The sequence below is a fragment of the Sphingomonas sp. MM-1 genome, from assembly GCF_000347675.2.
Classification (GTDB): domain Bacteria; phylum Pseudomonadota; class Alphaproteobacteria; order Sphingomonadales; family Sphingomonadaceae; genus Sphingomonas_E; species Sphingomonas_E fennica.
Genome location: NC_020561.1, coordinates 3,517,576 through 3,530,928 on the forward strand (window position 1 = coordinate 3,517,576; position 13,353 = coordinate 3,530,928).

Genomic DNA, 13,353 nt, shown 5'->3' on the forward strand with positions numbered 1-13,353 from the left:
AGATAATCGGCCTATATTCGGCATCACTGTTCCGATTTAACAAACAATAAGGCGGCCATGGACCGGATCGATGCGATGGGCCTGTTCGTGCGGGTGGTGGAGCGGAGGAGCTTCACGGCCGCCGCCCATGACACCGGCGTGCCGCGATCGACCGTGACGCAGGTGATCAAGCAGATGGAGGAGCGGCTTGGCGTGCGGCTGCTCCAGCGGACCACCCGCTCCGTCAGCCCTACTTTGGACGGCGAGGCCTATGCCCGCCGCTGCGTGGCGATTCTCGCCGATATCGAAAATGCCGAAGGCGCCTTCGGTGCGGCGAAGCCCCGGGGCCTGCTGCGGGTGGAGGTGCAGGGCACGCTGGCGCGCCACTTCCTGCTGCCGGGCCTGCCGGCCTTCCTCGCCGAATATCCCGATATCGAGCTTGTCATCAGCGAGGGCGAGCGCTGGGTGGACATGGTGCGCGAAGGGGTGGATTGCGTGCTGCGCTACGGCCATCTGCCCGACAGCGAGATGGTGCGCCGCCGCGTGACGATGATCGAGCGGCTGACCTGCGCGGCGCCCGCCTATCTCGAGCGACATGGCGTGCCTCGCAGCCCGGACGACCTTGCCGGCCATCGCATGATCGGCCTTCGATCGATCACCACCGGCCACCTCGCGCCGCTGGAATTCGCCGACGGCAAGGGCGGCTATCGATCGATCATGCTGCCCGCGCCCGTCTCCGTCACGGGCACCGAAAGCTATATCGTGGTGGCGCGGCTGGGGCTGGGGCTGTTCCAGGTGCCGCTGTTCCATGCCGAGCGGGATCTCCGCCAGGGCTCGCTCGTCCCGATCCTGGTCGAAACGCCGCCGCCATCGGTGCCGGTGTCGTTGCTTTATCCGCCCAACCGGCAATTGTCGCCGCGCGTGCGGGTCTTTCTCGACTGGGCGGCCCGCCAATTCGCCGCCGTGGGTTGATGGAGCCGGGTGGTAGCGTTATCTGCATGCCATCTTGCAGTGCAGCATGGACATCATGGCCGACACCACCAACTCCGCTCCCCCGGCGGTTCACCCCGGGCTCGTCATGCTCGCGCTTGCGATGGGCGGCTTCGCGATCGGCACCACCGAGTTTGCGGCGATGAGCCTCGTGCCCTATTTCGCGCCGGCGCTGGGCATCGATGCGCCGACGGCGGGCCATGTGATCAGCGCCTATGCGCTCGGCGTCGTGGTCGGCGCGCCGATCGTGGCGGTGCTGGCCGCGCGCATGCCGCGCCGCACCCTGCTGATCCTGCTGATGGCGATGTTCGCGCTGGGCAACGGCCTGAGCGCGCTGGCTCCCACCTATGGCTGGATGCTGCTGTTCCGTTTCCTGAGCGGGTTGCCGCATGGCGCCTATTTCGGCGTGGCGGCCCTTGTCGCCGCCGGCCTCGTCCCGCCCAACCGGCGGGCGCAGGCGGTGGCGCGCGTGATGGCCGGCCTCACCATCGCCACGGTGATCGGCGTGCCGGCGGCCAACGGGCTGGGCCAGCTTATCGGCTGGCGCTGGGGCTTCGCCATCGTCGCGGTGCTGGCGCTGATCACCGCATTGCTGGTGTGGAAGTTCGCGCCGCATGACCGCCCGGCCGCCGGCGCGAGCCCCTTGCGCGAGCTGGGGGCGCTCGGCCGCCGGCAGGTCTGGCTCACGCTGGGCACGGGCGCGATCGGCTTTGGCGGCCTCTTCGCCGTCTACACCTATGTCGCCTCCACCATGCTGGAGGTGACGCATGTATCGGGCGAGATGGTGCCGCTGGTGCTCGGCATATTCGGCGTCGGCCTCACCATCGGCAATCTCGGCGCCGCCTGGCTGGCCGATCGCGCCCTGATGCCGACGGCGGCGGGCATGCTGCTGTGGAGCGCGGTGACGCTGGCGCTGTTCCCGTTGACGGCGGGCAATATCTGGTCGCTTTCCGCCAATATCTTCCTGATCGGCCTGGGCGGCGGCGTGGGCGTGGTGCTGCAGACGCGGCTGATGGATGTGGCGGGGGATGCGCAGACGCTTGCCGCCGCCTTGCACCACAGCGCCTTCAACTTCGCCAATGCGCTGGGGCCGTGGCTGGGCGGCCTGGCGATCGCCGCCGGCTATGGCTGGACTTCGACCGGGCCGGTGGGCAGCCTGCTCGCACTCGGCGGGCTGGCGATCCTCGGCATCGCCGTGTGGGACGAGAAAGCGAGCCGCCGCCGCGCGCTCGCCTGCTGATCTGCCGGAACCTAGCCGTTGCGCGGCAGCAGGCTGGCGAGTTTCCGCGCCGTCTGCTCCACCTCGAACAGATGTTCCTCCACCACGCGCGGCTGGATGCCTTCCACGATCGATGCGAAATGGACGTGATCGGTGGATTCCAGCGAGAATCCGTGCCGGAGATAATCGTCGAACAGGTTGCGCAACGAGAGCGCGGCGCCTTGCTCGTCCAGCCAGGCGCGCGTCGTGCCCGATGAGGTGAAGCTGAGCAGCCGGCGTCCGCTCAGCAGGGGATTGGGCATCTGCATGCGCAGCGCCCCGAAGGGGAAGCCCGCGCCCAGCACCCGTTCGACATAGCCCTTCAGCATCGCCGGCGGCATGCCATACCAGAGCGGATAGACGAGGATGAAGGCCGCCGCGCCCTGGATCAGCTCCAGTTCGGCCGCGACATCGGCGGACAGGGTGAAATCGGCGGCGGTCGGCCGCTCGGACGCCTTCAGCACCGGATCGAAATGCATCCGGTAGAGATCGCGGACCACCACCTCATGGCCGAGCGACCGTATCGTTCGCTCATATCGCTCGGCCACCGCGGCGTTGAAGCTGTGCTCGTCGGGGTGGCAGAGGATCAGGACATGCTTGGGGCGGCTCGACGACATGCTCATGGCGGTCTCCCGGCTGTCTGGGCCGTCCTTGTAGCGCGAAGCGGGGCAGCGAGGGAGTCCCCCGGAAAATCCGATAGCTATACCCTAGCGCAGCGTCCGATTGGCGATGAGGATGATGGCGCTTCCCGCCAGCGCGCAGAGGAGGAAGGCGAACAGGCCGTCATAGCCGCCGCCCATCCTGTCCAGGATCGTCAGCGCGATCATCGGGCCGATCATCGCGGGCAGCGTGTTGGCCACGTTCATCACGCCGAGGTCGCGGCCGCGATGCCGGTCCGAAGGCAGGATCTGGGCGACGAGCGCGATATCCACGGTCATGAACGCGCCGAGCCCGGCGGTGGTCAGCGTGTAGCCGATCAGCGCCGCCGTCCAGCTGCTGCCGAGGATGAGGATGCCCAGCCCCGTCGCCATCAGGGCGATGGCGGCGAGCAGGAACGGCTTGCGCCGGTCGGCGCGGTCCGAACCGTGGCCGAAGGCGATCGACAGCAGCGCCGTGGCGATCGTCGACAGCGTCATGATCCCGGCAAAGCCGATCTCGGCAGTCGGCGGCGCGTGGGGGGAGGGGTGGCGCAGCAGCTCCTGCAGGTAGAAGAGGAAATAGCTGTGCAGCACATTGCCCGATAGCTGGACCAGCAGCTTCGCCGCCCACAGGCTATAGAACGTTGCCGACAGGCGCGGCCTCGCCTGTTTGTCGTCCGCGCCTGCCGGCGGGGTCGGCACATCGGCCAGCGTGCGGGGCCATGCCAGCAGCAGGGGCAGGATCAACAGCGCGGTAAGCCCGATCAGCGCCAGCACCCGGCTGTTATTGCCGGTGAAGGCGGGCAGGCCGATCAAGGCGGTGCCGAGCAGCCCCGCCGGCCAGGCAAGGCTGGCGAAGGCCGAAACCCGGCCCTTCAGCCGGTCCGGCACCTTATCCGCGAACAACGCTGTCATTGGCCCGAACAGCGTGTTGAAGCCGGCCTGGAAGAAGGCCACCGCCAATATGAGGGCGATCATGTCCCGCGCGGCCAGCACCAGTCCGTAGCCGATCCAGCTTGCCGCCAGCCCGATCCACAGCCAGGGCAGCCGCGTGCCGAAGCGCGCCCGCGTGCGATCGCTCGCCATGCCGGCCAGGATGTTGGCGACGGTCGCCATCAGCACGCCGGCGGCCAGCGTTTCGCTCAGCAGCGCGACCTTGCCGGCGCCGCCGATCTCCGCCGCGCGCAGCGGCACGATCAGCGTCAGCAAGGGCAGGAAGGCGATATAGGCCCCCCCATTGGCAAGCGGATAGAGCCAGAGGAAGCGCCGGAGCGGCGGCGAGGCCATCGGCCGGGTCAACGGCGTGGCGGCACGGTGGAGCCGCGCACGACCAGCTCGAACGGCAGGGTGCAGGGCGGGGAGGGGGGCATGTCCAGCCCATGGCCTTCGATCAGCAGCGCGGCGGCGCGTTCGGCCATGGCGGCGGTGGGATGGCGGATGGCGGTGAGCGGCGGCAGGCTGAAGGCGATCGGCGGGGTATCGTCGAAGCTGATCAGCGAAAGGTCCGCCGGCACATCCAGCCCCATATCCTTGGCGCGATGCAGGACGGCCAGCGCCTGTTCGTCGCTGCTGGCGATGATCGCGGTGGGCGGTTCGCGCAGGGCGAACAGCGCGTCGGCCGATGCGATCCCGGATTCGAAGCTGAACTCGCCCTGCCGCACCCATTCCGGCGCAATCGCCGCGCCGGCATCGGCCATCGCGGCGCGAAAGCCTTCGAGCCGTTCCGTGCTGACCGCATATTCCGCCGATCCGGTGAGGAAGCCGATGCGCCGGTGGCCGAGGTCGAGCAGGTGGCGCGTCGCCATGACGGCCGCCTGCCGTTCGTCCATCCGCACGCGGAAGCCGCGTTCGTCGTCCTCGCCGGGGCTGAGGCGGGCATAGGGGACCTTGCGATGCTCGAGCTGGTCGATGATGCTCCGGTCCTGCGAATGGGGCGGGGTGAGGATCACGCCGTCCGGGCGCAGCGAGGAGATGATGGCATCGATCTTCTGGTGCAGCTTCGCCGAATGGCCGTCCAGCAGTTCCAGCAGCAGGTGATATCCGTCGCGCTCGCAGCGCGGGATCGCGCCCAGCAGCATCTGCGCCACCCAGTCGCTGCCGCGGCCCGCGCGCCATTTTTCCAGCGTCGGCTTGCGATCGTTGAAGGCGACGAGGAGGTAGGATTTCGATCCGCCCATGCGGCGCGCGGCCATGTTGGGCACATAGCCCAGCTTGTCGATCGCGGCGCGCACCCGTTCGCGCATAGCATCGGTGACGTTGGGTCCGTTGTTGACAACGCGGGACACCGTTTGAAGCGAAACGCCGGCCTCTTTCGCCACATGCTTTATCGTTACTGCGCCCATCTCCGCCGACCCGTTTCCCACTGGTTCGCTTGTTTCCCCAAGCTATCAGCCAGCGCGCGCCGCGCCGCAACGGGAATCTGGGGTGGCGATTTGATATTGTGAACGTTCTCAATATCTGCTTAAAGGGGAGTCGCAGAGACCGGTTGAGCCCGGCAATTTAGGGGATGTCCTATGAGCAGTTCCGCATGAGCGCAGTTATGCGCGTGACTGGATCCAACTAAAGATCATCGAAATTCGCTCGCGATCCCAACGGGGTGGCGGGTGATATTGTCGTATAATCGATAAATCCCGAAATCGCTGGACGATTTCGGGCGTGTTGACGTATGTCGCGGCCTGATAATAAGGCCCGGCCAGGGAGACCGAGCATGAAGAATAGGGGCATTTTGGCGGCCAGCACCGCCTTCGCCGTAGCGATTTCGTGGACGCAGGGCGCCTTCGCGCAGACCTCGCCCGCGGGGGGTGATGCCGCCCAGACGGCCGGCGAATATCGTGGCGTTGATGACATCGTTGTCACGGCCACGCGTCGCGAAACCAACCTGCAGAGCACGCCGATCGCCGTCTCGGCCTTCAGCCAGGGCGCGCTCGACAAGCAGCAGGTCAAGGATGTCACGGATCTGGCGCGTTTCGTGCCCAGCCTCCAGTTCAACCAGCAGGGCGACCAGTCGGCCGTGCTGCTCACGCTTCGCGGCATCGGCAATGACAGCGCTTTCACGGAAGTCGCCGACCCGGAAGTCGCCATCTATGTCGACGGCATCTATTCGCCGCGCGCGCAGGGCGCCTCGGTGCTCATGTACGACATGGAGCGCGTTGAAGTGCTGCGCGGCCCGCAGGGCACGCTGTTCGGCCGCAACGCCACCGTCGGTGCGCTCAGCCTGATCTCGGCCAAGCCGAAGCTCGGCGAATTCGGCGGCAATGTCGAAGTCGTCGCGGGCAACTATGATCGCCTCGGCGTTCGCGGCGCGATCAACATCCCCGTCACCGACACGCTGGCCTTCCGCGTCGCCTTCGTGACCGATCGTCACGATGGCTATGCCGATTTCCAGCAGGCGCCGGACGTTCCGGGGATCAACAAGTCGGCCTTCGTGTCGACCGGCAAGAAATATTATGCCGCGGATCAGCAGTCCGGCCGCGTGTCGATGCTGTGGGAACCCAGCGATCGCTTCAGCTGGAACCTCTCCGCTGAAGGCTTCCTCGACAATGGCGCCCCGGTCGTCGGCCTGCTCCAGACCGCGCGCCCCGGCACCAAGCGCTGGTCGACGCTGAGCGATACCGCGCCCGACACCGATCGCTACTCGGTCGCCGTGCGCAGCACGATGAACTATGACGTCACCGATGGCATCCAGGTCAGCTACATCGCCGGCTGGTCGCGCATCGGCGGTTCCACCCAGGTCGATTCCGATGCCGGCGCGCTGCCGCCGACCGGCCAGGTCGATGCCGACGGCAACGACCTGTATCTGGGCGCCTTCAACGAGAACCGCACCGTCTGGTCGCGCTATGACTTCCAGAGCCACGAGCTCCAGCTGAAGTCGACCGGCGAGCAGGCCGTCGACTGGATCCTCGGCGCTTACTACAGCCACGAGAAGAACAAGATCCGCTTCGATATCGACCAGCGGAACGGCTATCGCGACGGGACCTTCTCCTGGGCGGGCAGCTTCATCCAGGCCAACCGCCAGATCGACTCCCGCGCCGTCTTCGGCCAGGCCGTGTGGCATGCCACCGATTGGCTGCGCGTCACCGGCGGCCTGCGCTACACGTCCGACAAGAAGCAGGACAAGGGCGGCCGCAACGTGATGTATTCGGGCGATGGTTGCTCGGATGCGGACAAGGCCCCCGGCGGCGCCTGCCAGGGCGGCATCTTCGGCGCCTATCCGGATGCGACCGCCGATGAGCTCGTCAACCTGCTGCCCGGCTACTCGATCTCGAACAACGACGTGAAGGGCAAGTGGGACAAGATGACCTACCTCGCCCGCGTCGATGCGGATCTGGCCGACGACATCCTGGGCTATGCGAGCATCAGCTCGGGCTTTAAGTCGGGCAACATCCAGGACAATGCCGGCCTCACCAAGCCGGAGACGCTGACCAACTATGAAGTCGGCCTGAAGACCCGCCTGTTCGATCGTCGCGTGACGCTGAACCTCGCGGCCTATTACAGCGATTTCAAGGGCTATCAGGTCAACCAGGCCGTCACCTTCCGCGACGACGAAGGCAATGTCATCCGGAGCCAGATGGTCACGCAGAACGCCAAGGGCGCCAAGGCCTATGGTCTCGAAGCGGAACTGGTCGCCAACGTCACGGATCAGGATCGCCTGCAATTCTCCGGTACCATCCAGAAGACCAAGCTGGAGGATCTGGAGAGCGTGGACGGCCGCCTCTACGACGGCGGCAAGCCTTCCTCGGTCGTTCAGCTGAAGGGCAACGAGCTGGCCCACGCGCCGCGTTTCTCGGCCACGGCAAGCTACGAGCATGACTTCGAGCTGGCCAGCGGCGCGACGATCACGCCTCGCGTCAGCACCCACTATGAGACGAAGAGCTGGCTCAGCTACTTCAACGGCGACGGCAACCCCTTCATCACCGAGAATACGGATAACATTCCGAACCGCGGTGGCTGGGGCACGAGCTGGGATCGCCAGAAGGCCTATATCCGCACCGATGCGTCGATCCGCTTCACTGCCGCGGACGACAAATATTCGGTCGAGGCTTTCATCCAGAACATCGAAAACGGGAAGATCCGCACCAGCGCAGGCGCCTTCGGCGCACCGCGTTACGACCCGGTCTTCCTCTCCAACCTCCAGCCGCCGCGCACGTGGGGCGTGCGGGCGCGGACCAAGTTCTAAGGTCTCTCCCCGGGCCGCGCGTCCCCTCGCGCGGCCCAACCCTTCGCGGTCATTGCAATCTTCGGAAGGCAATGACCGCCTCCTTTTTGAAGGACGGTGCGGTATGGCGAAGCGGATCATCATCGTGGGCGGCGGCACCGCCGGCTGGTTGACGGCTGCTTATCTCATCCGCTCGCTCGGCCGGTCCGGCTGGTCGATCACCCTGGTCGAAAGCCCGGATATCGGCATCATCGGCGTGGGCGAGGGCACCTTCCCCACGATCCGCGAAACCCTGTCGGCCATCGGCGTCGACGAACGGGAATTTCTGCGCGAGGCGGACGGAAGCTTCAAGCAGGGGGTGCGCTTTTCCGGCTGGACCGGCGGTCCGACGCCCGGCAACGATACCGACGATTATTTCCACCCCTTCAACCTGCCTTATGGCGGCGACGAAGGGCTGCTTCCCTACTGGATCAAGGCGGCGGGCGAGGCCAGGCGGCCTTCCTATGCCGATGCCGTGACGGTGCAGGGGCATGTGATCCGCGCCGGCTGCGCGCCCAAGCGCGCCAGCGATCCGGGCTTCGACGGCCCGATGAACTATGCCTATCATTTCGATGCGGCGCGCTTCGCCGATTATCTCCGCAAGGTGGCCACGGCCAACGGCGTCGAGCGGATCGAAGCGACCATCAACGAGGTGCGGCAGGCCGAGGACGGCCGTATTGCCGCCGTGGTTCCCGGGGATGGCCGCGAGGCCATCGAGGGCGATTTCTTCATCGATTGCTCCGGCTTCCGCGCGCTGCTGATCGGCAAGGCGCTGGGTTCGCCCTTCCGGCATGTCGGCGACGTGCTGTTCAACGATCGCGCGCTGGCGATGCAGGTGCCGCACGGCGATGCCGATACCCCGATCCGCCCCTATACGCTGGCGACCGCGCACGAGGCGGGCTGGACGTGGGATATCGGCCTCGGCGCGCGCCGGGGCATCGGCTATGTCTATTCCAGCCGCCACAGCGACGACGAGGCGGCCGAGCGCGTGCTGCGCGCTTATGTCGGCAAGGCGGCGGACGGCCTTTCGCCCCGCCAGCTTCGTTTCGAAAGCGGCTATCGCTCGGTCCAGTGGATCGGCAATTGCGCGGCGGTCGGCCTTTCGGCCGGCTTTTTCGAGCCGCTGGAATCGACCGGCATCATGCTGATCGAGGTGGCGGCGCGGATGATCTCCGATTTCCTCGGCTCCCCGGCGATCGACGAGGCTGCAATGGCGGCCGCCGCGCGCCAGTATAACCGCCTCATGCTCGCCCGCTTCGATGCGATCGTCGAGTTCCTGAAGCTCCATTATTGCATCAGCGGCCGCCGCGACACCGCCTATTGGCGCGACAATAGCGACGCGGCGAGCATTCCCGAGGGGCTGCGCGACAAGCTGGCGCAATGGCGCCACCGCCCGCCCTCGCGCTTCGATTTCGTCGTCGATCACGAAACCTTCCTGCCGGCGAGTTGGCAATTCATCCTCTACGGCATGGGATTCCGCACCGATCCGGCGGCGGTCTCCTCCAGCCATCGCGACGATGAGCAGGCCGGCGCTGCTTTCGTCCGCGTTTTCCAGGCCGCCCGCCAGGCGGTGGCCGAACTTCCGCCCCATCGTGCGCTGCTCGAACAGTTGCGGGCTGCGTAAGCGTCAAGGACTGATATGAAGAAGCTGATCCTCTCCGTCCTCCTCGCAACCAGTGCGGTGCCGGTCGCGGCGCTGCCGGCCATGGCCGCTCCCGCGGCGCAGCCCTGGGCGGATCGCAGCCTGGATGCCGCCGCGCGGGCCGACCTCCTCGTCAAGGCGATGACGTTCGACGAGAAGATCCAGATGGTGCACGGCTATTTCCCGCCGCTCGCCAAGCCGGCGAAGAAGATGGGGATGATCCCGTCCGCCGGCCATATCCCCGGTATCCCGCGCCTGGGCATCCCCACGCTGCGCGAAAGCGATGCGAGCCTTGGCGTCGCCAACCAGATCGAGCAGCGCAAGGGCGATACGGCGACGGCGCTTCCCGCCGGCCTCGCCACGGCGGCGACGTTCAGCCCGGAACTGGCCCGCGCCGGCGGCGTCATGATCGGCGCGGAGGCGCGCGCCAAGACGTTCAACATCCTGCTGGCCGGCGGCGTCAACCTGACGCGCGATCCCTGGAACGGCCGCAACTTCGAATATCTGGGCGAAGACCCGCTGCTGGCCGGCGTGCTGGGCGGCGAGGCGATCGCCGGCGTGGAGAGCAATCACATCGTCTCCACCGTGAAGCATTATGTGCTGAATTCGCAGGAGACCGGCCGCCACGTCCTCGACGCGCGGATCGGCGAGCAGGCGCTGCGCGAGAGCGATCTCCTTGCCTTCCAGATCGCGATCGAGCGCGGCCGGCCCGGTTCGGTGATGTGCGCCTACAACAAGATCAACGGCCATTATGCGTGCGAGCAGGATGCGCTGCTGAACGGCGTGCTGAAGGGCGACTGGAAATATCCGGGCTGGGTGATGTCCGATTGGGGCGCCGTCCATTCGACCGAGAAGGCCGCGCTTTCGGGGCTGGATCAGCAGTCCGGCCAGGAACTCGACAAGGCGATCTATTTCGACAAGCCGCTGCGCGCGGCGATCAAGGCCGGCCGGGTGCCACAGGCGCGGCTGGACGATATGGTGCGCCGCATCCTGACGGGCGTGATCGCCAGCGGGCTGATGGACGATCCGGTGCCCACCACGCCGCAGCCCATACCGCTCGACGATCATGCCGATGTTGCGCAGGCGGTGGCCGAAAAGGGCATCGTCCTCCTCAAGAATGAAGGCGATCTGCTGCCGCTGGCGCGCACCGCGCGCAAGGTGGTGCTGATCGGCGCGCATGCCGATGTCGGCGTGCTTTCCGGCGGCGGCTCCTCGCAGGTGCGGTCTACCGGCGGCGCGCCGGTGGAAATCCCGCTGACCGAGGGCGAGGCCGCGTCTTTTGCCCGCGTCACCTGGCACGCCTCGTCGCCGCTGAAGGCGATCAAGGCGGCTCTGCCGGGCGCGGACGTCCGCTATGTCGACGGGAAGGACCCCGCCGCCGCCGCGGCCGCCGCGCGCGATGCCGATCTCGCCATCGTCTTCGCCTGGCAATGGCAGACCGAGGCGCAGGATACCGAGACGATCGCGCTGCCGGACGATCAGGACGCCCTGATCGATGCGGTTGCCGCCGCCAACGGCAAGACGCTGGTGGTGCTGGAAACCGGCGGGCCGGTGCTGATGCCGTGGATCGGCAAGGTGCCGGCGGTGCTGCAGGCCTGGTATCCCGGCCAGCGCGGCGGCGAGGCGATCGCCAATATCCTGACGGGCGTCGTGAACCCGTCGGGCCGCCTGCCGATCACCTTCCCGGCGAGCGCCAACCAGGCGCCCCGGCCCGAGCCGGTGGGCCTTGCCCAGCTGAAGGCGATGCAGGCGGCGAAGGCGGCGGGCGCCACCTCCAACCATGGCGTATCCGTGGGCGTGGAGTCTTTCCCGGTCGATTATCAGGAAGGCGCGGACGTCGGCTATCGCTGGTATGAGAAGACCGGCCAGAAGCCGCTTTTCCCGTTCGGCCACGGCCTCAGCTATACCCGCTTCACCTATAGCAAGCCCGAGGCGACCGGCGGCGCCGCGCCGACGGTGAGCATCGACGTTACCAACAGCGGCGCGCGGGCCGGCGACGATGTCGTTCAGGTCTATGTGCAGGGCGGGGCGGATGCGCCGACCTGGCGGCTGGCCGGCTTCGCCCGCGTCTCGATCGATCCGGGCCGGACGCAGCGGGTGACGATCCCGCTGGAACGCCGCACCTTCGCGCGTTTCGATACCGCGCAGCGCGGCTGGGTGGTGGATGGCGGCCCGCGCCGCTTCGCCATCGGCCGCACCGCGATCGATCATGTCGCGGAAGGGACGATCACGCTCGCCGCGGACCGGATGCAGCCGTGACGGTTCCGGTCATCGGCCGCCATATCGCAGGGGGGAAATAAACATGGCGCTTTCCGTGGCGTCCACGGGCCAGGCGGCTGATACGACCGGATCGGTCGCCAGCCTCCGTTGGTTCGTCTTCGCGCTTTTCTTCATCTTCGGCGGCATCACCAGCCTCAACGATGTGCTGATCCCGAAGCTGAAGGAGCTTTTCACGCTCAGCTATCACGAGGCGATGCTCGTCCAGTCCGCCTTCTTCGCGGCCTATTTCATCGTCTCGCTGCCGGCAGCGATGATCGTGCAGCGCATGGGCTATATGCGCACCGCCTCGATCGGCCTGCTGACGATGATGGCGGGCTGCCTGCTGTTCGTGCCGGCATCGGGGGCGGGCCAGTTCGGCCTGTTCCTGGGCGCGCTGTTCGTGCTGGGCGCGGGCATCACCATCGTCCAGGTCGTCGCCAATCCGCTGATCTCGATGCTCGGCGCGCCGCGCACGGCGCACAGCCGGCTCACCTTCGCGCAGGCGTTTAACTCGCTGGGCACCACCATCTTCCCGCCGGTGGGGTCGATCCTCATCCTGGGCTCGCTCGCCACCGTCGATCCGTCCACGCTTTCCGGCGGCGCGCTGGCGGCGTTCCGGGCGGAGGAGACCCGCACCATCGTGCACACCTATCTCGGCCTCGCCGCCGCCTTGCTGGTGATCGCCGGCGTGGTGTGGATGGGCCGCAACCGGCTGCGCGAGCATCAGGCGCAGGACAATATCCTGCAGGCGTTCGGCCTGCTGAAGCGCCCGCGCTTCGCCTTCGGCACGCTCGGCATCTTCCTCTATGTCGGGGCGGAGGTCGCGATCGGATCGCTGATCGTCAACTATCTCGTCCAGTCGGACGTGATGGGGCTGGGCGCGGAGGATGCCGGCAAGCACCTGATCTTCTACTGGGGCGGCGCGCTGGTCGGCCGCTTCATCGGCGCCGCGCTGATGCGCTTCATCGCGCCTGCCCGGATGCTGATGGCGGTCACCTTCGGCGCGATCCTGCTGATCCTGATCTCGGCCAACACAACCGGGATCGTCTCGGGCTGGTCGCTGCTTGCCATCGGGCTGATGAACGCCATCATGTTCCCGACGATCTTCAGCCTCGCGAGCGAGGGGCTGGGCGAACGCGCGGCCGAAGGATCGGGCATCATCTGCATGGCCATCGTCGGCGGCGCGATCGTGCCGCTCCTCACCGGCAAGGCGGCGGACGTCACCAGCCTGCGCTTCGCCCTGATCGTGCCGGCCGTCTGCTACGCGCTAATCGCGGCCTTCGCTTATTATTGCCGGCGCAATCCCACCGAGCTTGGGCTCGCCGAGCCTGGCGATGCCCTGCCGCCGGTGGAGGCCTGATGCCGGCCGCACCTTTCTATTCTTCCATCCGGG

Annotated in this window: 9 protein-coding genes; 6 read left to right on the forward strand and 3 right to left on the reverse strand. The window is 67.1% G+C overall.

Annotation, left to right across the window (positions count from 1 at the left end; translation table 11 throughout):
* Positions 1–57: 57 nt before the first annotated feature.
* Together G432_RS16735 and G432_RS16740 are read left to right on the forward strand one after the other, a co-directional pair.
* Positions 58–951 carry a LysR family transcriptional regulator gene (locus tag G432_RS16735; RefSeq protein WP_015460004.1) on the forward strand — a complete coding sequence of 298 codons (894 nt, stop codon included), beginning with the start codon at positions 58–60 and terminating at the stop codon, positions 949–951.
* Positions 952–1,006: 55 nt separating this feature from the next.
* Positions 1,007–2,209 (forward strand): MFS transporter, encoded by a 1,203-nt coding sequence (locus G432_RS16740; protein ID WP_015460005.1) that lies wholly within the window; start codon positions 1,007–1,009, stop codon positions 2,207–2,209.
* Between the two features lie 11 nt (positions 2,210–2,220).
* Here the strand turns inward: G432_RS16740 and G432_RS16745 are convergent, their stop codons facing one another.
* The 3 genes from G432_RS16745 to G432_RS16755 all read right to left on the reverse strand — a co-directional run bounded on the left by G432_RS16745 (position 2,221) and on the right by G432_RS16755 (position 5,183).
* Positions 2,221–2,850, reverse strand: coding sequence for an NAD(P)H-dependent oxidoreductase (locus tag G432_RS16745; RefSeq protein WP_015460006.1), 630 nt, complete (start codon positions 2,848–2,850; stop codon positions 2,221–2,223).
* A gap of 84 nt (positions 2,851–2,934) precedes the next feature.
* Entirely contained in the window at positions 2,935–4,152 is a 1,218-nt protein-coding gene (locus G432_RS16750) for an MFS transporter (RefSeq protein WP_015460007.1), read from the reverse strand.
* 8 nt (positions 4,153–4,160) lie between these two features.
* Entirely contained in the window at positions 4,161–5,183 is a 1,023-nt protein-coding gene (locus G432_RS16755) for a LacI family DNA-binding transcriptional regulator (RefSeq protein WP_236626805.1), read from the reverse strand.
* 389 nt (positions 5,184–5,572) lie between these two features.
* Between G432_RS16755 and G432_RS16760 the strand changes: the two genes are divergently transcribed.
* The 4 genes from G432_RS16760 (at position 5,573) to G432_RS16775 (ending at position 13,320) form a co-directional block, all read left to right on the forward strand.
* Entirely contained in the window at positions 5,573–8,041 is a 2,469-nt protein-coding gene (locus G432_RS16760) for a TonB-dependent receptor (RefSeq protein ID WP_015460009.1), read from the forward strand.
* A gap of 103 nt (positions 8,042–8,144) precedes the next feature.
* Positions 8,145–9,683 (forward strand): tryptophan halogenase family protein, encoded by a 1,539-nt coding sequence (locus tag G432_RS16765; protein WP_015460010.1) that lies wholly within the window; start codon positions 8,145–8,147, stop codon positions 9,681–9,683.
* 15 nt (positions 9,684–9,698) lie between these two features.
* Complete coding sequence (locus tag G432_RS16770) at positions 9,699–11,960, forward strand: beta-glucosidase family protein (RefSeq protein WP_015460011.1); 2,262 nt, start codon at positions 9,699–9,701, stop codon at positions 11,958–11,960.
* A 43-nt stretch (positions 11,961–12,003) separates the two neighbouring features.
* The gene (locus G432_RS16775) at positions 12,004–13,320 is read left to right on the forward strand and encodes a sugar MFS transporter (RefSeq protein ID WP_015460012.1); all 1,317 of its coding nucleotides are present in this window, start codon (positions 12,004–12,006) and stop codon (positions 13,318–13,320) included.
* Positions 13,321–13,353: the final 33 nt, after the last annotated feature.